This window comes from Leptospira kmetyi serovar Malaysia str. Bejo-Iso9 (assembly GCF_000243735.2).
In the GTDB taxonomy this organism is placed as follows: Bacteria; Spirochaetota; Leptospiria; order Leptospirales; family Leptospiraceae; genus Leptospira; species Leptospira kmetyi.
In genome coordinates this window covers 163,196-182,134 of sequence record NZ_AHMP02000001.1, presented here as the reverse complement: position 1 = coordinate 182,134, position 18,939 = coordinate 163,196, and the positions used below count along the sequence as shown (strand labels likewise).

At 44.9% G+C, this 18,939-nt stretch carries 17 protein-coding genes; 11 read left to right on the top strand and 6 right to left on the bottom strand.

Annotation, left to right across the window (positions count from 1 at the left end; all coding sequences use genetic code 11):
• Positions 1 to 141: 141 nt before the first annotated feature.
• The 4 genes from LEP1GSC052_RS00885 (at position 142) to LEP1GSC052_RS00870 (ending at position 4,008) form a co-directional block, all read left to right on the top strand.
• A complete protein-coding gene (locus tag LEP1GSC052_RS00885; RefSeq protein ID WP_010572387.1) occupies positions 142 to 510 on the top strand; it encodes a hypothetical protein in 369 nt (122 codons plus the stop codon).
• Positions 511 to 592: 82 nt separating this feature from the next.
• Positions 593 to 1,696: an MBL fold metallo-hydrolase gene (locus LEP1GSC052_RS00880; RefSeq protein ID WP_010572388.1), complete on the top strand. Its 1,104-nt coding sequence runs from the start codon at positions 593 to 595 to the stop codon at positions 1,694 to 1,696.
• Positions 1,697 to 1,712: 16 nt separating this feature from the next.
• Positions 1,713 to 2,519 carry an SDR family NAD(P)-dependent oxidoreductase gene (locus LEP1GSC052_RS00875; RefSeq protein ID WP_010572389.1) on the top strand — a complete coding sequence of 269 codons (807 nt, stop codon included), beginning with the start codon at positions 1,713 to 1,715 and terminating at the stop codon, positions 2,517 to 2,519.
• A gap of 31 nt (positions 2,520 to 2,550) precedes the next feature.
• Positions 2,551 to 4,008, top strand: coding sequence for an MFS transporter (locus tag LEP1GSC052_RS00870; protein ID WP_040912628.1), 1,458 nt, complete (start codon positions 2,551 to 2,553; stop codon positions 4,006 to 4,008).
• Positions 4,009 to 4,017: 9 nt separating this feature from the next.
• On the opposite strand, the gene LEP1GSC052_RS00865 is transcribed toward LEP1GSC052_RS00870, so the two are convergent.
• From LEP1GSC052_RS00865 to LEP1GSC052_RS00850, 4 genes are all read right to left on the bottom strand, one after another.
• Positions 4,018 to 4,914 (bottom strand): tyrosine-type recombinase/integrase, encoded by an 897-nt coding sequence (locus LEP1GSC052_RS00865; RefSeq protein WP_010572391.1) that lies wholly within the window; start codon positions 4,912 to 4,914, stop codon positions 4,018 to 4,020.
• 114 nt (positions 4,915 to 5,028) lie between these two features.
• Positions 5,029 to 5,568 (bottom strand): shikimate kinase, encoded by a 540-nt coding sequence (locus tag LEP1GSC052_RS00860; RefSeq protein ID WP_010572392.1) that lies wholly within the window; start codon positions 5,566 to 5,568, stop codon positions 5,029 to 5,031.
• The gene (locus LEP1GSC052_RS00855; RefSeq protein ID WP_010572393.1) at positions 5,565 to 6,416 is read right to left on the bottom strand and encodes an HDOD domain-containing protein; all 852 of its coding nucleotides are present in this window, start codon (positions 6,414 to 6,416) and stop codon (positions 5,565 to 5,567) included. The genes LEP1GSC052_RS00860 and LEP1GSC052_RS00855 overlap by 4 nt, the downstream gene beginning before the upstream one ends.
• A 7-nt stretch (positions 6,417 to 6,423) precedes the next feature.
• Positions 6,424 to 6,930, bottom strand: a complete 507-nt coding sequence (locus LEP1GSC052_RS00850; RefSeq protein ID WP_020985435.1) for a chemotaxis protein CheD — start codon at positions 6,928 to 6,930, stop codon at positions 6,424 to 6,426.
• A gap of 189 nt (positions 6,931 to 7,119) precedes the next feature.
• On the opposite strand from LEP1GSC052_RS00850, the gene LEP1GSC052_RS00845 reads away from it, so the two are divergent.
• Genes LEP1GSC052_RS00845 through LEP1GSC052_RS00830 form a run of 4 tightly spaced genes read left to right on the top strand, consistent with a single transcriptional unit; the run spans position 7,120 to position 12,033 of the window.
• A complete protein-coding gene (locus tag LEP1GSC052_RS00845; protein ID WP_010572395.1) occupies positions 7,120 to 8,346 on the top strand; it encodes a TraB/GumN family protein in 1,227 nt (408 codons plus the stop codon).
• Positions 8,343 to 10,499, top strand: a complete 2,157-nt coding sequence (locus LEP1GSC052_RS00840; RefSeq protein ID WP_010572396.1) for a 7TM diverse intracellular signaling domain-containing protein — start codon at positions 8,343 to 8,345, stop codon at positions 10,497 to 10,499. Before LEP1GSC052_RS00845 ends, LEP1GSC052_RS00840 begins: the two co-directional genes overlap by 4 nt.
• Positions 10,499 to 11,074 (top strand): FlgO family outer membrane protein, encoded by a 576-nt coding sequence (locus tag LEP1GSC052_RS00835; RefSeq protein ID WP_010572397.1) that lies wholly within the window; start codon positions 10,499 to 10,501, stop codon positions 11,072 to 11,074. The genes LEP1GSC052_RS00840 and LEP1GSC052_RS00835 overlap by 1 nt, the downstream gene beginning before the upstream one ends.
• Before the next feature lie 44 nt (positions 11,075 to 11,118).
• Positions 11,119 to 12,033, top strand: a complete 915-nt coding sequence (locus tag LEP1GSC052_RS00830; RefSeq protein WP_010572398.1) for a hypothetical protein — start codon at positions 11,119 to 11,121, stop codon at positions 12,031 to 12,033.
• A 61-nt stretch (positions 12,034 to 12,094) separates the two neighbouring features.
• Here LEP1GSC052_RS00830 and LEP1GSC052_RS00825 read toward each other — a convergent pair whose 3' ends face one another.
• Entirely contained in the window at positions 12,095 to 13,069 is a 975-nt protein-coding gene (locus LEP1GSC052_RS00825) for a lipase family protein (protein WP_010572399.1), read from the bottom strand.
• 51 nt (positions 13,070 to 13,120) lie between these two features.
• On the opposite strand from LEP1GSC052_RS00825, the gene LEP1GSC052_RS00820 reads away from it, so the two are divergent.
• From LEP1GSC052_RS00820 to LEP1GSC052_RS00810, 3 genes are all read left to right on the top strand, one after another.
• A complete protein-coding gene (locus LEP1GSC052_RS00820) occupies positions 13,121 to 13,528 on the top strand; it encodes a hypothetical protein (protein WP_010572400.1) in 408 nt (135 codons plus the stop codon).
• Positions 13,516 to 14,934 (top strand): UTP--glucose-1-phosphate uridylyltransferase, encoded by a 1,419-nt coding sequence (locus LEP1GSC052_RS00815; RefSeq protein WP_020985439.1) that lies wholly within the window; start codon positions 13,516 to 13,518, stop codon positions 14,932 to 14,934. Before LEP1GSC052_RS00820 ends, LEP1GSC052_RS00815 begins: the two co-directional genes overlap by 13 nt.
• A gap of 100 nt (positions 14,935 to 15,034) precedes the next feature.
• Positions 15,035 to 16,393, top strand: a complete 1,359-nt coding sequence (locus LEP1GSC052_RS00810; protein ID WP_010572402.1) for an EAL domain-containing protein — start codon at positions 15,035 to 15,037, stop codon at positions 16,391 to 16,393.
• A gap of 141 nt (positions 16,394 to 16,534) precedes the next feature.
• Here the strand turns inward: LEP1GSC052_RS00810 and LEP1GSC052_RS00805 are convergent, their stop codons facing one another.
• Positions 16,535 to 18,934, bottom strand: a complete 2,400-nt coding sequence (locus LEP1GSC052_RS00805) for a C1 family peptidase (protein ID WP_010572403.1) — start codon at positions 18,932 to 18,934, stop codon at positions 16,535 to 16,537.
• Positions 18,935 to 18,939 lie beyond the last annotated feature (5 nt).

The following is an 18,939-nucleotide window of genomic DNA, read 5'->3' as shown; positions in this document are numbered from 1 at the left end:
AACAATCGTTGCCAAAGTCCATTCTCCCCGAAAGATTGGATTGCCGCGAGCGGACATCCGACTCTGCGACCGCCGCGCAAGCGCGGCGGACTCTTATTTTAAAATTGAAAACAACGACTTTCAAAAAGGAAACGCTGGTTTATGATTTCTTACACAGTCTATAAAATGGTCCACATTTTCGGAATCCTTCTGCTTTTCACCGCACTCGGAGGAGTGACGCTTCACGTTCTTAACGGAGGCGGCCGAGAATTCTCCAATCGAAAAATCGTGGCAATCACACACGGGATCGGTCTCTTCTTAATCCTGTTAGGCGGATTCGGAATGCTCGCAAGACTCGGAATCCTTTGGCCCTGGCCGGGTTGGGTGATCGCGAAATTCGTGATCTGGCTCGCATACGGCGGACTTCTAACCGCGGTTTATAAAAAACCGAGCTTGGGAAAGGTCTTCTGGTTCGGCTTTCCTCTTTTAGGTGTCGTAGTTTCGTATATCGTTCTCTACAAACCTTTCTAATCGTTTCGTTGGAACGATTGAATTGACTTTCAAAAAATAAAACAGTAGGATACGAATCGCATATCCGAAGGAACCAAAAGAGATGGCTAAAGCTTCCGCAACTAAAACCGCTTCCGCTTCCAAGACAAAAAAAGATTCTTCGCTGAAACCGATTCACGACTTTTTAGGATCGAGGGATCTACCACATCCCGTGGACCGTCTGGAAGACGTTCGTCGCCGGGCCCGCAAGTTTCGAGAGAAGATGTTATCCGGTTCCCAGGTGGTTTTTTACAGGTCGTACGATCTGGTACGAGTTCCGTATCCTACACGTTATGCGCTCTTGAACGCTTACAGCCTTCCGACTCCATACATGCACATACTGAACCGGCTTTTTATCGTTCAGTATAGAACCTCCGAAGGAATCAAAACACTTTTGTTTTCCCCTTCGGATCTCGACGGAAACGCGGAAACTCCTTTTTTCAAAAGACTCTCCGAAAGTTTCGGACCGCTTCAATCCATCGGTAAAAAGATCATCGCACCGATCTTAAACACCGTGGAAGAATGTCTGCAAGACGCGGGAATTTCTCCCGAGAAAGTGGACTACATCTCCTACGATCATCTTCATACACAAGACATCCGCAAATGGTTGGGCGCCAACGGCGAAAAAGGATATTTCCCGAACGCAAAACTTTTGGTGATGAGACAGGAATGGGATTCCGTACAAGGACTTCTTCCTCCACAATCCGATTGGTATTGTCCGAACGGAACCGGAGGAGTGGCGAGCAATCGAATCGTCGTTCTGGACGGAGACGTCGAACTCGGACAAGGAGTTGCGCTGATCCGCACGCCGGGACATACCGCGGGCAATCATTCTTTGGTGGCTCATACGCCCGAAGGGATTTTTGTTTCAAGCGAGAATGGAGTGAGCGCCGATAGTTATTCTCCTTTGAAGTCGCGCATTCCGGGTGTTAAAAAATACGCGAAAGCAACCGGTATGGAAGTGATCTTAAACGGGAACACCCTCGAAATCGGATTGGAACAATATATTTCCATGGTTCAGGAAAAGGAAATGGCGGGAATTTCCTCGCGCAACCCCGACTTTTACAACGTTATGCCTTCTTCGGAGATGACGAGCTATTGGCTTTTTCCCGGAACGGCTCCGACTTTCAGCTTCGGAAGATTGTCGTTCGGTTCTCCCGTAACCTAAATAAGGAAAATAGAATATGATTTTATTCATCACCGGATGCGCGGGAGGACTCGGAAAAAAATTAGCCGAAGAAGCGTTCGCCGCTGGACATTCGATTCTAATCACGGACATCAACGAGAAGGAACTCAAAAAATTCTCGACTCCTTGGAAAAACGAAAAAGAACGAGTTCTCGTTTCCAAACTCGACGTTACTTCTCCTTCCGATTGGAAAAAAGTCATGGATCTCGCCTATAAAAAATGGGGACGAATCGACGCGCTTTTAAACGTAGCGGGTTATCTTTTACCCGGTTATATCTACGAGGTTCCGGCAAATCAGATCGACCGTCATATGGATATCAACGCGAAGGGCGTTATGTATGGAACGAGAGAAGCCGCGGTTCGTATGGTCGCGGACGGTGCGGGTCATATCGTAAACATCGCGTCCTTGGCCGGAGTGGCTCCGATTTCGGGAATTTCCTTGTATTCCACTTCTAAGTTCGCGGTCCGAGGATTCTCCCTTGCGATCGCGCAAGAGTTAAAGGAAAAGAACGTTCACATAACGGTGGTTTGTCCGGACGCAATCAAAACTCCGATGCTCGATCTTCAAAAAGATTACGAACAAGCTTCGATGACTTTTTCGGGGAACAAGGTTCTTACCGTCGAAGAGGTTTCCAAAATCATTCTCGGGAAAGTTCTTACGAAAAAACCGCTCGAGGTTTTGATTCCGGGAAGCAGAGGAATTCTCGCAAAGATCGGAAATTTATTTCCGGCAATGACCGGAAGCCTCGGACCATTGCTTCGCAAAAAAGGTCTAAAAAAACAAGCGGTTTATACGAAAGGCTAACCGCTTAGTAAGAATTCTTCCGGAGTTTACCATGCGGACTTCCCAGTCTGTTCCCACACGAATTATGGCCGGATACGCGGTGGCCGAAATCGGAATCACCGCCGTAGAGGTTTTAGCGCAGATTTATCTTTTAGAATTTTTCGTAACGGCTGTGGGGCTCAAGGCCTCGTTAGCCGGAATCGCACTTGCAATCGCGGTCTTATGGGACGCGATCTCGGACCCGCTTATGGGTTATATCTCCGATCATACTCGAACCAAACTCGGAAAAAGAAGACCGTATATCCTAAGCGGCGGAATCCTTTTGGCACTTTCCGTTTTTCTAATGTTTTCTCCGCCTTCTTTGGAAACCCAAACCCGGAAGTTCTTTTTTCTTTTGTTCGTATATCTTCTCGTAAACACCTCGATGACGATTCTTGCGGTTCCGCATATCGCGCTCGGAGGAGAGATGACCTTCGTTCCGAGCGAACGAACCCGAATTTTCGGATGGAGATTCTTTTTTAGCAACGTGGGTTTTATCCTCGTTTTGATTTTACCCTCCGTTTTTTCTGCTTTGTTCCCCGTACAAGACGAAGTGTCCCGCCTTTTGATCACGAGAAATTATACTTCGATCGCGATCGCGGGAATTTTGATCGTAACCTGCGCGATCGCTTTTTTCACAACCAAAGGAAGGGATCAAACCGTCTCCGATTTCGAAAAAAGTCCCGAGTCCGTTAAAGCCGGAACCGATCCTCGCAAAAACGAACGAATCGGATTCTCCGGTTTAAAAAGCGTATTCAAAAACCGTTATTTTCTACCCTTGATCGGCGCGTTTATCATCGCCACGTTCGGAAGAACCTTCAATTCCTCGATCGTGAATCTATATTACAAATATCGAATTCGTTTAACCGAAGCCGAAATCGGTCTGATGATCCTCGTTCCGTTCGTGATCTGTTTGATTCTTTCCATTCTTCTTTGGGTTTATTTAGCGGGAAAGTTCGGGAAAAAATGGCCCGCATTTTGGGGAGTTTTCCTTTTGGGACTTATGACCATGATCGTCTATCCCTTATTTCCGGAAAGGGGAATCGTTCCGATTTTGTTCGTCGCGGTGTTCGGCGGTTTTTTTGCGGGTGCGATTTTACTTTTTGATTCCTTGGTCGCGGACATCGTGGACTACGACGAACTGATCACCGGGGAAAAGAGGGAAGGGTGGTTCTTCGGGCTTTGGAAAATGGCGACGAAGGTCGCAAGAGCGCTCGGTCTCGGTTTGGGAGGAATTCTTTTGAGCGGCATCGGATATCAGGAAGGCTCCGCCGATCAGATCCCGGAACTCGGTTTTCGTCTTTCGATTCTTTTCGGTCCTGTTGTGGGAAGTTTTTTTATATTGGGAGCTTTTGTTTTTTTAGGAATGCCTCTTACTAAGGAAAGACATCAAAGAATTCAATCTCTCCTTTTAAAAAGAAGAGAGATAAGGATCAAGTCGACGCGGAAGGAACTCACTCAAGATTTCTAATATATATTTTTAACCGGTTCTGAACTTTTTACGGATGTTCTTCAAAGCGTCTTGTCTCGATTTTTCCCGCACCGAGGCTCTGAGATTTTTCTTAACCGGAATGTAAGACTCCGTGCTCGCCAGAGTTTTATGACCGAGAAAATCCTTTACGTGATTTAAGGAAGAACCGTCCGCAATCAAATGTAAGGCTCTGCTGTGTCTCAGAGTAAATACGGTGACCGGGCTCGGAATTCCGGAGCTTCTTCCGATTTCGGAGATGATTCTTTCCACGTTTCTCGAAGTGGTATGAGATCCCATACTCTTTCCCGGAAACAGATAGGAATTCGCCGAAGTCAAAGCCTCTCTTTCATACTTTTTGATGAGAACTCCGAGTTCCGCCGGGATCTCCACCGTTCTGGGTTGCGCGAGCGCGGACGATTTGATCTGAATCGATTTTCTTTTGGAATCGAGATGCGCCCATCGAAGCGAAATCAATTCTCCGACGCGAAGTCCTCCGAAATATACGAGACCGCACATCAGTTCGTGTTTCGCGTTGATAGATGCAGTTCTTAGAATATTCTGCATTTCTTTATAAGTGATCGCGTTCGGGTTGTTGTATTCCCGCACCGGTCTTTGAAAATCGCGGAACAGATCCATCTTCATCACGTCTTCGAAGAACATTTTCAAGGAGCTTACGTTGATTTGGATGGTGGAAGAGGACACTTTTCTCTTCCTTAAGTGATCCATATAACGGTTCAGATCCTTTAAGGTTATCTTTTCCGCGGGTTTATCCGCAAAATGCAGAAAATCTATATTATATTTTAGGTAAGTATAAGCCGTAGCTTTTTTATAGTTTCTCTGGCGGATAATCTTCGTGAGTCTTTCGATCGAGTTTTTGTTCTTTTTTGGAACTTCCAATTCTGACATCTTTCTTCCCTGTTAATCCCGTTTTGAGGCTCGTTAGTTGCCTTTCTACGGTTTTGTATTCTTTTTCTAAAAGCTTTGAAAAAAGGGAACCAAATATCGCTAAAATGTGTCAATTCAATATTCGATTTTCTGCAGAATTCTAGAACAGATCTCTTCGACCTTCAAATCATCTATATCCAGATAAAAATCGGAGGCATTTCGGTAGAATGGAAGACGGCTTTCGAGGATATTTCGGTAGGAAGTTACGGCGCTGAGCGGAGGCCGGGTAGGATCATTTTGGATTTTTTCAACCAAAGACTCAACGGGACGAGACAAACCGAAAACGGTCGCGATCGATTTTAGAAGTTCGGTTTTTCGAGTGCTGAGAATTTCTTTTCCTTTGGCATCCAAATCAAATAAAATCCCGCCTCCACAATCGAGAATGATTCCTTGCGAAGATTTTAGTTTTTCTAAGATTCTAAATTCTAAATCGCGAAACGCTCTCCAATCTCCGTCGTTTTTTTGGATGAAGTCCGGAATGGAAATCCCGCCGATCTCATACACGGCGATCATGTCGGTGGAAACCACGGGCATTCCCGTTATTTTGGAAAGTTTGCGAGAGACCTTGGATTTTCCGACCCCTCTCGGGCCGATCAAAGCGAAATTTTTTTTCAAGCCTGGATTAACTCACGGATATGTTTCTGTATTTCCGGAAGAACCGTGTAATACATCTGCAAGTCAGAATCGGTGATTCCTAAAATCTGCAAAGCTTTATTGGAAATCGGAGTCGACAAACCGGCGATGTCGATTCCCACTCCGGCCGCAACCGAAATGGAATGCGATACGTGAATCACCGCAACCAATTCGGGAAATTCATTCTCGTCTTCGGGATGACCATAGTTGAGAGCGACGTGAACTAATTCTTTTGGAAAATTCCATTTTTCTAATAGTTTAGCGCCCGTCTCCTCGTGAGAATAACCGAAATGTTTTCGTTCCAATTCTTCAAAGGAAGAGGAATGTGCTTTTAATTCTTCCCTGAGATTGACGATGACCGTGGGAAAAAAATCCGCGAGAATGACCTTGCCGATATTGTGCAGAAGTCCGCCTGTAAACGCGAGATCCGATCCTACTTTGAGTTTTTTTTGTTCGCAGATTCTTTTGGAAAGTTCGGCGACCGTCAACGAATGAATCCAGTTGTCTTCCGCTTCTACTTGATATCCTTTGAGATCTTTTTTTAAGATCCCTCTCGCCGCGGTAAGAAGAATGATATCCTTTACCGTTTTGATTCCCAAGGTCATTAAGGATTCCTGTACGGTTTTGATCGGCTTTGCCGCCCGGTAATAAGCCGAGTTGGAAAGTTTGATCACTTCGGTGGTAAGTCCGGGATCGTTCGAAATTTCTTTTGCAAGATCGGGAATCGCCACGTCCTGTTTTTGAACCATCTGCATCACTTTCGTTACTACGGATGAGATTCTAGGAAGTTGAGCGTCGTTTAAAAAGAGCTGGTCTATTTTTTCTTTCATCTTTTTCTTACCTGACCTTATAGAGGTACTTTTCAAACCCGCCTTTTTTTAAAAGAACGCGACCGTCGTCCAAGTACAAACTGATGGTCCTTCCGTCGTTGCCGCCGACGTCTTCTACGATCAATGGAATTTTACTTTGTTCTAAGATGGCTCTCGCGGTAAGAATATTCTGCTCTCCGATATTTTGTAGAAAACTTGATTGAACCCCCTTGAACATGGAGGCGCCGCCGAAGAGTCTCACGGAATAATCTCCGGGATTACAACCCATTTCGCTCATCTTTTTGATCAATAAGGGAATGGCCGTTTCGGCGTATTTGAAAGGATTCTTTTGGGAGTCTTTTCCTCCCGGATCCTTGGAGAGCATAAAGTGAGCCATCGCCCCGACCTTTTTCTCGGGAGCGTAAAACACGACTCCGATGCAGGAACCCAAAGTGGTTCTTAAAATCTCCGGAGATTGGGCGGCTTGTATGTCCGCGATTCCTACGTTGACTACTTTCGATCCTTTTGCGAGCATTTGATCCAGATATCCCGGTATTAGTTCTAGTTCTAAAAAGAGTAACAAGACAATATTGGATCGTCTCGAATTCTTCAATACTTTTTTGAGACGTTCGAAAGAAGCGATTACCACGGAACCGAGTTTCGGATCCGAAACGGTAGAATTTCATTTTACTCCCTCGGTCTCGGTTCATACACTGCTTTTGGAATGGCAAAAACATCACTCAAAGAAAAGACAAAACCCGAACGTAAGAAAAAAGTTTCCGGTTCGGAACCGATCGAAACGATCAAACTCGGCAAGGCGACCGTTACGATTCTCGGGACGGCTCATATCAGCCAAAAAAGTATCGACGAGGTGCAAAGAATCATCCGGGAAGAAAAGCCGGACACGGTTTGCGTCGAACTCTGTAATTCCAGAATGCGTTCCGTAAAGGACAGCGAACACTGGAAGAAACTGGATATATTCAAAGTTTTTAAAGAAAGAAAAATGTATCTTCTTCTTTCGAGTCTGATTCTTTCCGCGTTTCAGAAAAAACTCGGCAAGGGTTCCATCCGTCCCGGCGACGAGATGAGAATGGCGATCTTCGAAGGCGAAAAAATCGGAGCGAAGATCGTTCCGATCGATCGGGAAGTTTCGACAACCTTAAAAAGAGCCTGGTGGAACATCGGATTTTTCAATCGTATGCTTCTTCTTTCCGCTCTGTTGACTTCCTTGTTCGTGAAAGAGGATATCTCCGAGGAAAAAATCGAAGAGATGAAATCGGAAGACGTCCTCAAGGATCTATTCTCCCAACTTCCGAAACGTTATGAATCCATTAAGAACGTTATCATCGACGAACGAGATTCTTATCTCGCTCAAAAGATCCGGGATTCCGCAAAGGAAGGAAAGAAAATTTTCGCGGTTGTCGGCGCGGGTCATTTACAAGGAATCGTAAATCAGATCCAGGAAGAACGGGACATCGCTCCACTCGACCATCTTCCTCAAAAAACCGCGCTCGACCGTTGGAAAGGACTGCTGGTTCCCGGAATTTTTCTCGGTTTGATCCTGACCGTTTTTTATTTCGGAGGAAGACAACAAGGACAAGATTTCGTTCTTCGTTGGATTCTCGTCAAAGGCGGATTGGCCGCGTTAGGCGCCATTATCTCTCTCGCACATCCTTTGTCCGTGATTCTCGCGTTTTTGGCGGCTCCCGTCGGAAACTTCAACCCGATCATCAAACCGGGTTGGGTCGCCGCGTTATGCGAGTCTTGGCTTCGTAAACCTCTTGTGGAGGATTTCGAAAGAATCGCCCAGGATTCGGAACACTGGAAAGGATATTGGAAGAACAACGTGATCCGTATCTTTCTCGTGTTTATGCTTCCTCAAATCGGAAGCAGCATCGGAACGTTTATCGTAACCGCGGACTTCTTCCGCTTTCTCAAAGGTTTGTTGTGATTTTAAAACTCCGGAAAAAAATCGCCTTCTTCTTTTTGACGTTGGCTTTTTCCGGAGTTCTTTCCGTTGTCCATTCTCAGGACGTTTCCCAAAACGAAACCGATCGAGCGCATTCTTCCGAGTTCGAACCGAACGTTGTGATGGAAGACTGGGATCTTCAACCGTATCTAACGTATTACGAGGACAAGTCCGGAAAACTTTCCTTTCCCGAAATTCAAAAAGTGTTTCGTTCCGGAAAATCCATTCCTCTTTTTAACAACAGTCTTGGATATTCGGAGGCGGCGATTTGGGTAAGGATTCCGGTCGCCAATCCCGAAAAAGGAACGAGGAACTGGGTTCTTCTTTTCTCATACAGTTTGATCGATTCTTTGCAATTTTATTCGGTTCGAAACGGGAACGAGCCTTTGGTTGTTTCCGGAGACGAACTTCCGTTTTCTTCCCGGCTTGCGGAGAATCGAAACTTTCCGTTTCAGTTGAGCGAACCTCCGCTTTCCAAAAACGATTATTACCTTCGGATCGAATCGAAAAGTTCGATCATCGTTCCTTTGTCCGCGTATTCCAGAACCGAGTTTTTGGAACAAACCGCGAAAGAATACACGGCGCTCGGTTTTTATTACGGAACCATGACCGTGATGTTCATCTACAATCTGTTTCTTTTGCTGACGACTCGGGATAGAAGTTATCTTTACTATAGTATATTCATCTTTTTTGATATTCTGTTTCAGCTTACGTTGAACGGATTGTCCTTTCAATTTTTGTGGCCGAATAACCCGCAGTGGGGAAACGTAAGCCTTCCGTTTTTTATGTTCTCCGCTTTTTTGGCGGCCTGTCTTTTCGGAAAATCGTTTTTGGAATCCGCCAAGATCACTCCGATCACGAACCGTTTCTACTATCCGATCATGGCGATCTGCGCGTTCGGCTGTATCGGTTCTTTGACCTTTTTCAGTTATACGTTCAGCGTGGTTTCGAGCATTCTCGTTTTGTTGATCGTTCTCGCTTTGATTTTAGTCAACAGCCTTCAATGCGTTTGGAAAGGACATCGCCCCGCGAGATTCTTTTTAACGGCTTGGTTCGTTTTGATTTTGGGAAGTTTTTTATACGCGATGAAGGCGTTCGGAATTTTTCCGGATAATTTTTTCACGCAGTGGGGATTGCAGATCGGTTCGGCGATCGAGGTCGCTCTTCTTTCGTTGGGACTCGCGGATCGGATCAAACAACTTTCCTTAAACTTGGAAACCCAAGCGACTACGTTGAATCTTCTCAAACAAAGACACGAACAATCCGCGGTTCAATACAAGAATCTTTACGAAGGAGAAGAGGATTTTCTTTTCGATCTCGATTCCAACGGAACGATCACGGGAAGCAACAAATCCATTTCCACGTTTTTGGGATTCAAACCCCAGGACGTGATCGGAAAGAATTTTTTAGAACTCATGTACAACACGGGCGGACTCGAAGACGCATTCAAAAAACTGTATGTGATGGAAAGAATGGAGGAATTGTCCTCCACGGGAAAACCGGTTTATTTTCGTGCGGACTTCGTTCAAAAATATCTGAAGGAACCGAAGGAACTCCAAGTTCGTCTTCAGATTTTGGAACACGAATCGGGACGCGACATTTTGGGGAGGGCGTTCGAACCCGATCAGGATCTGATGGGAAGATTTTTGGACGAGGAACGAATCGTTTTTTCCATGAACAACTATTTGCAAAACGCGGAACTTCTCAGCCAAAGACTTACGTTCAACCTAGTACGATTTACCGATCCGACGATCACACTTTCCATCCGAACCAGTCTCCGGGAAATGCTCATCAACGCGATCGAACACGGAAACCTAAACATATCCAACGAGGACAAAGCGAGATCCTTAAAGAACGGAAATTACTTTCAGTTTATTCTTACCCGGCAAAACGATCCGTATTATAGGGATAAAAAAATTCTCGTGGAATATTTTCTTTCCAGACAGAAAGTAGGTTATAGAATCACGGACGAAGGGAAGGGATTCAATCACGCGAGAATCGTTCGAAAGGCGCTTTCCAAAACGGACGAAACCACTTCTTTGCAAACCAGGGGAATCGCGTTCGCTCTTTCCACATTCGACGTCGTTAAGTTTAATTCCACGGGGAACCGAGTCACCTTGGTGAAATATTTCTAATGAAACATTCAATTTTTATTATATTTCTATCTTTGATTCTGCTTGTGGATTGCGCAAGCGCAGGACGCGGATCTAAACGAAATCTTCCCAAACCTTTGAACGAGGTTTTAGCGGAGGTTTCTTCCAGCTTAAAAAAACAGATCGCGGCCAATCGTGAGAATTCCTTCCCGGATAAAAAGAACGCTTTGAAACTCGCCATTCTTCCGTTGTTAAACGAAGTCGGCGCTTCCACCGTTTTGGGTGTTACGATCGCTTCTCAACTTTTGCCGCAGATGTCCGAACCGGGAAAAATAGTCCTCGTGGAAAAATCCCAACTCAACCGATTGATCGACGAGCAAAGTTTTCAAAAGACGGGGCTCGTTCTTTCGGATGAGAATTTGGAAATCGGAAAGTTAGCGGGTGTGGATCTTCTGGTTTTGGGAACGGTTCAGTTTAACGATCAGACGTTCTTGCTTCAGATTCGAGTGGTTTCTCTCCGGTCCGGCGAAATTCTCGCCGTATCCGAATCCGTTTTCGATTCGGACGACACTCTGTATGATCAATCTCGGCTTGCGATTCCAAAAACCTCGAAGTAAAACGCCGATCAACGCGGAAGTTACATTAGGCGCCATTATAAAGTATGGAAAATCTATATCCGCTATCTGAATTTCCTTTGGTAAGGTTTCTAAAATCTCCTGAAGATCTAGATTTTAAACCTAAAGGATATGAACATCTCGTAATCATAGGGAATGGAGCAGTAATGAACGGTTGGGAACCTGTTCTAAAGACCTTGCGTGAACATAAATGGCTGAGTAGCGAATTTCAATCACCATTATTCAGGAACCCAACGTCATCAACCGCTTCGTATTGCTTATCCGTTATATCTTTTGTTTTCCGAATTTTACGTAATGGATTTTTAAGAAGCCCTGAAAAAGTTTATCTCTTGCCTACTCTTGAAGAAATTAATGAATTTAAGAACGAGCTATGCAGAAACTTTAAGGAAGCCGAAAATGATAGATCAATTAGCTTAAGGAAAGATTTAAAAAGTTTACTTGATCACATTGGAACGGAGAATTCTTTTTTTAATACAGGTTATATAACTCTAAACTGGGATGAGTTATTCTGGAGCAGAAAAAATGAATTTCCTAATCTAATCCAACTGCACGGAAGAGTTGGGCTTCCTCATAGTCTGATTTTGCCTACTGAATTATCAATAGATGAGAACATATTGGAAATACTTCAGAGGAAAAAAGTCTATGACATTTCCAACGAACATCATTTGATCGTTGGAAAGCTTAATGTTTACAATGAATTAAATCACAATCATCATTTAGCAGTCAATTGGCTCGAAAATGTTAAAAGACTTTTTATTTGGGGAGTCAATTTTAATGAATATGATTGCGAGCTTAATAGCATACTTTTTGTAGCAAAAAATACTTCAATTGAGGAAGTAATCATTTTGGATCCGCGATGCTTTGATCGAGTCAGCTTTCTTTCAAAAGTTATGAATATTGATTCTTCCAGATTTAAATGTATTCAAATTGGCGATTTGTGACGCGCATAACTTCGTCTCCTATCTCTGTTCAAGATCGAAGCAGCAAACTTTTTAATTTCGTCTAACGTTTCTTTTTCTTTTTAGCGAATGCACCTGAATGAACGGGTTTCCCTTTTGCCGAAACGGAAGGGGGTTTCTTTTTCGGTGGATTCTTCGCAGAAAGGCCCGACTTTTGTTTTGCGACAGACTTCGTTTTTTGTTTGGAAACCGATTTCTTCGACCGAACCTTTGCCGAGTTTGCAGTCGTAGTCTTAACGATTCCTTTTTTGCCGTTCACAGTTTCCACGGCATTTGTAATCCGTTTTGTCTGCGATTTGGAAGCATTTAACGCCGCTAAGGCGGCGGTCTTTTCCGATTCTTTGGCTGCGTAGCTCGGATAATGAAACACTAAAAATTCCAGAATCGTACGAATATTCTCCGCTTTACGCACCTGATTGTAGTTCCCCGGAATATCGAACCAAAGATCCCGTTCTTCACCGTAAACGGAAGAAGAAGCGGGAAGAAAAATAAATTCTTTCAAAGGCGCGAGCGGATGAAATCGGTCCATAAACAAAAACGTTTTGAAGAGTTCTTTCAAATACGGAGAACCGTAACGAAACCCGCCGACGGGAAGAACGGAAAACAAATGACTTCCTCGAAACGGAGTTCCCAAAGTGACAAGTCCGCGGATTTTTTGACGGCTTCGATCGGGAAGAAGCAAGGTCAAAAGCCCGCCCGTGTTGTGCGCGAGTAAAACCGACTTCGACGGAATCTGATCCATCTGTTTCGCAAGAACTTCCACGGCCTTTTTCGTATTGAAGAACAGGGAGGGAACTTTCAAAATTCTCGGCTGATAACCCTTGGCTTCCAAGGCTCTGCGAAGTTTGGAATAGAATAGGGTCCCCGAAAGATAACCGGTTACGATGTAGAGATCGCCTCGGGAAAGGTTCGGATCTACGTTGGATGGAAAAAAGGACGAGATTACGGAAAGGATAAATTCTAAAATTTCCGAAAGGAAATAGAGAAACGTTCTAAGAGCGGATATGATTTTTTTCATGAGAATGGCTTGAAGTTATGGGGTGAAAAGACAAGACTGTCAGAGTCTTTCATGAAAACAAAGAAGCTGATTCTTTCCCTTTGGATTTTTTTCATCCTGCCTTCGGCTGTCTATTCAAATATCCCGACCCATTCCGGTATGGAGAAAAATTTCAAAGAAGCCTGGGGAAAGTTATTTCCCGTCGCCTATACGAAACTTCTAAAACGCGATCTGACCGGAAAAGGCGTTTTGGTTTATAAAAAAACTTCGGATAGAACCGTTTACATTTATACGTATCTCGTTTTTCTTCCCTTATATGCGGAAAGCGAAGAGGCTCCCAAGGAAATTCCCGGCAAAGGAAGAGAAGTAAGAGCGAAACTTTTTTACGAACCATCGAACCCTTCCGAGAAATTCTCGATCGAGTTCACCGAGTTCGACGAACAATACAACAGCAAATCGGTGGTGCGATGGATTCGATAAAAGCAAAATCGGAAGAATCGATCTTAAAAAAAATGTCTTCCGAAGGTATGTCTTCCACCTTCATCCAGGACTTTTTGAAAAAAACGGATCAGGTTCGAAACGGCGAAACCGGAATGGTTCGTTGGGAAGAAGTGGGCGACCTCGATCCGGCTTCGGACGAAATCACCTTGGAACAAATCGAAGCGGAGAATTCTCCCGGTCCGGAAATTCTTAAAAATCTCGTGGTCATCAAACTCAACGGGGGGCTCGGAACCTCGATGGGACTTTCGGGTCCGAAATCCCTCATACCGCTTAAGGAAGGAATGTCCTTTCTGGAAATTTTCGCGAAACAATCCGAAGTCATTCAAAAGAAGTATAACGTTTCCGTTCCTTTGATCCTGATGGACAGCTTTAACACACAAAAGGAAAGTCAGGCGGAATTGAAACGGATCGGATTCGTGCAGAAATTTCCCACGTCCTTTTTACAACATAAGGTGCCCCGTCTTTTGAAAGAGGACCTAACACCGATTACGTGCAAAAATCCGGATGAAGAATGGTGTCCGCCGGGTCACGGAGACATTTGGATCTCGCTTTTGGAAACCGGACTTCTGGACACGTTGATCGAAAGCGGATATAAGATCGCTTTCGTTTCCAACGGAGATAACTTAGGCGCAACGGTTCATCCGGGAATTCTTTCCTATATGTTGAAGGAAAAACTGGAATTCTGTATGGAGATGACTCCGAAAACTCTCGCCGATAAAAAGGGCGGAGCGATTTACAGAAGAATCGTAAACGGAAAACCGGAAAACTATCAATTGTTGGAAACGGCTCAGGTTCCGCAGGATCATATGCACGAGTTCGAGGGACTCGGCAAGTTTAGAACGTTTTCTACGAACAATCTATGGATCGATCTGGTCGCCCTTCGGGAAAGAATTCTTCAAGGAAACTTCGAACTTTCGTTGATCGTAAATCCGAAAACGATCGACGGAAAGGAAGTCCTACAACTCGAAACCGCGATGGGCTCCGCGATCCGAAATTTCAACAAGGTAAAAGGAATCATCATTCCTCGGGACCGATTCGCTCCCGTAAAAAAATGCGAAGACTATCTCGTGCGAAGATCGGACGCGTATCGTCTTCTGGAAAACTTTTCGATCACGATGTCCGAAGAGAGAAAGAAATCGGGGTTAGGCGAAGTGTTGATTACCCTGGACGAGAAACATTATAAAAAGATCCAAGACTTCAATCGACTCTTTCCTGAGATTCCTTCTTTAGTGCAATGCACCTCGTTGACCGTCCAGGGCGAGGTATTATTCGATCAAAAGGTCACAATCGTGGGTAACGTTGTCGTTCAAAACACGGGTTCGACACTGAAGAAAATATCAGATTTGAAAATGGGAACTTTGGAATCCGGAAAATATTCCTTTTAGGCTTTACAAAGAAATTCGTTCATCGGATCTTTTAATCGAGACGTTCCTTAACGGACGTTCATCCGATAACCAACGGATCTTTTGCATAACAAAGGCTAAAATGACAACTTCTAAAAGTCCGAAGATCCGCTCCTTTGACGAAGGAGAAATTGAACAATTTAAAAACGTCTTTATCAACGAGAATCGGGGCAAACCGATCGTTCTACTTCGCTTTCAAGACATCAAATCCTTATCCTTTCTCGACTTTCTTCAACTGGTTCCGATCAAAATTTCGGAACTACATCCCGGCGCGGAGAATCATTATTCTTATTACTGTTACGGAGATAAGAAGAATCTTCTGATCGGAGTCGCGCCCGTTCAGGTCAACGGCTCGAACGGAAACGGATTTTTAAACTTCGATTCGGTTCTCGGAAGATTCCGGGAAGTTTCGATCAAAAACGGATCGATGAACTTCGATTTCGGAATCGCAAGAACCCAGTGTAATTTTATCTCTTATGTCGACGAAATCTTTCACGAGTTGGAAGTTTCTTCTCTCAAAAATCTCAAAGACAATCTCATCCGTTGGAGTTGGACGTATCTCAATCGTGTGAACGATTATTTCGCGGGCGAAAAAGCGGACGCGGTGATCCAGCCGATCATCCACTACAATCACAAAACCCATATGTATTCGATGAAGGGCGGAGAGGTTTTTGTGGGCGGAGAAGCTTACGCGGGTTATGCGGATCTCATTCGGGACATTCCTCACGATCAGGATTTGAACCGAATCGAACTTTTAATTTTGGAAAAACTGACCATGTGCTGCAACGGAGCTCCCGGTCTTTTGAAATTCAACATATCGCCGCAAACCCTGATCGATACGTTCGATACCGACGAAAAGGTGACTCGTTTTCACAATCTTCTTCTCAATCAAAACCTTAACCCGGCTCTCGTAAGAATGGAACTGATCGAAAAACCGTATGAGGAAGCGGAGATCACTCTGAAAAGCGTGTGCAGAAGATTTTGGAATTTCGGAATCAGTTTCGCCGCGGACGACTTCGGAGTCAAAAGTCAGAGCCACCAGATCGTTTTGGATCTCGGAGAAATGATCAAGGAATTCAAACTCGATCCGATCAGTTTTAAATTCAAGGCCGATCAGGATCTTACGAAATTTTTGGACAACCTCGCCTTTATCGATTATTGCAGAAGACTTTCGGACAACAGGGAAGCGATCATCACCGCGGAAGCCTTGGAAGACATCGATTCTTTGAACTTTTTAATCACCCACCAGGTTTATTATTTCCAGGCGAATCTTTTCTGTACGAAAATTTCGATCGAAGAATATAAGGAAATCTTTATGGATATGCAGAATCTTCCCGAATCGGTCGTGAATAAGATTCTGAATTCGGACGAACTTCTGTTGAAATTGAAAGAAAAGGGAAATATCTTTAAACTCGCCAAGGAACTCGGGCTCGTTCCTTAAATCAAAAGCCCCGTGTTTGGAACGAGGCCTTTATCTTTTTTGCAAGCGAGTTTCGGTTTTCAATCGATCGACGACAATCAACTCGAAACTTTCGAATCGAATCCGCTCGGCTTTTGCAACCGAGCGAATCGTATAGTTCGATTATTCTTTTAAGAAAGAAAGATTGGATTTCTGATTTACGATCGAAGGATCCTTCATCGTAACCGAAAGGGCGTCTCCCGTTTTTTCGATCTCGATTTTGAACTTTCCGTCCTTGTCGATGATCGGGGATTCTTCCACGTATTTTCCTTCGAAGATCTTCTTCTTATTGAATTTCACCGTGTAATTGACGTTATCCGAACTTTCGATTTCCAAAAGAACCTGACTTACTCCGTTGTTTCCGTCCCAAGCCATCGCGGTCCAAGGACCTTTGAATTTTTCAAGACTCGAATCTCCGCCGAACGTTCTTTTTTTCGGAGCGGTCACCGCCGTCGAAAGCACTGCGGAAACGGGAAGAGAATTTCCGCTTTCACCGCCCAGATCCGTTTTGGAAGTCACCGAATACAAAAAGAGAATTTCCTTTTCGGGAACGTCGGCTACGAAAGAATTTTTGTTACCCGAAGAGGCGAGGAAGGTCCATTTGGATTCTCCTCTCTTCTTGCGAAAAACGTAATATTCGGACGCTTCTTTCATCTTATCCCAGGTCAAACTGATCTTGGCCGTCTTCGCGTCCAAAACCCCTTTCAAATTTTCGGGGGAAGCGAGTTTTACTCCTCTTTGTTTGTTCGGGTCCGTAAAACCGTACGCAAAACTGGAGAACGGTCCGTTCTTTCCGTCCGTGTTCACGGCGGTTACGGAGTAATACGCATAACGTGCGGGAAGATTCTCATCGATGAATTCTTCCGTTCCCGTTTCGGAAATTTTTTCCCAAGCTCCGCCGCCGATCCAACCGGACTTAACGTATCGGAACACGTAGTATTTGGAAGCGCCGGAAACTTTTTGCCATTTCAATTCCACCTTGTTCTGATAAGAGCCTCGGCTCGCGATCAGTCCCAGGGGTTTTGCAGGCGGGGTTTTCGGTTGAGCCGTAAAACCGCTCGCCGCATCGGAAGGTTCTCCGGTTTTGCCGTTCAGCTTAGCAGACACGACGTAGATTTCCACAACGCCTTTTTTCGCGGCGGAGTTATCCACGTAACTGTTGATCTTGGAATTTCCGATCGGGTTGTATCTCTTCTGGGTTTTATTCCATTTAAAAATCTGATATTCGGAGGAAGAATCGCCCGGTTCCCAAGCGAGTTCCACCTTGTTGTCGTATTGACCCTGAGTGGCTTTGACGCCCAACACTTTGGGAGGAGGTTTTAATTCTTCCGTTTTTGCAAAACCGATCACTTCTCCTTGGGACAAATCGGAAGAGGAAGAATCCGTCAAAGTCAAAATCTTATAACGATACGCGAGATTGGGTTGAACCCCGTCGTCGTTAAAGCTGTTCGTTCCCGAAAGTCCCACCTTTGCAAAGTCGGAATCTCCCGGACCCTTTCTATGTATTTCGTAACCGATCGCGCCGGGAACGATTTCCCAGTTGATCAAAACCTTATCCGTAAAACTTCCCTGAGAAGCCGTGATCGAAGACGGCGCGACGGGATTGGAATCACTCGCGACACTCGTAGGTTCGGGAGTATTGGAATCCGGTTTTCCCTGATCGCTGACGGTTTCCACCTGATCGATCATTACGAACGCGCCTTGGCAGATTCGGGTAAACCAACGATAATCGATATAACCGTAACCTTGATCGCCCCAATCGGTTCCCCAAGAGTTGATGAACTTCACCGCGTTTTTGGAATCGTCATAACCGACGATCGCGATCGCATGACCTCCGTAGGTTTTCCCCAAACCTTCTTTGTAGATCTGATCTCCCTTGAGATTGAAGAAATTTTCATACACCAAAATTCCCGCAACCACCGGTTTCCCTTCCGCAAGCTGGGCCTTGACCTCGCTCATATCGGTCGTTTTTACGCGTAAGAATTCCTTCGCCTTGTATTTGGAAGCCGCGTCGATCGCCGCTTGCGGAGGACGAGTTCTATAATCGGCGGCGTTGTAAGGCATCGTTTCCCAAGGAGCCGCTCCCATTTCCACCATCACGCGCATCGCGTCGGAGATCAAGGATCCGTTGTCGCGTCCGCCGTTGATCTGATTGTAGATAAACGCGGGGGAGAATATTTTTCCGTAATTCGGAGCGCCGTCCGAAGTTCTCAAAGACCAATCCTTGGAACCCTTACGTTCGATGTACTCCTGAAAACTTTTGGTCGCGTATGCGGTGGACCAAGCGACACAACTGCCTTGTTCTCCTTGATTTCCGACCGGAGGCATGGAAGAAGAAAGATCCACGCTCGAAGCGAGTCCTCTGTGAGAGATTCCGTACGGATTCGTTTCCTTTAAGGAAGAAAGAAGTTCGGACGATTCCTGTTTCATTCCGAGACCGCGCAAGGAAGGTTGTGCGAAGATCGAAGTATGAACGCAAAAAAGTAAAACCGACGATAAAATAGAATATTTTAAAATTCTCATATACT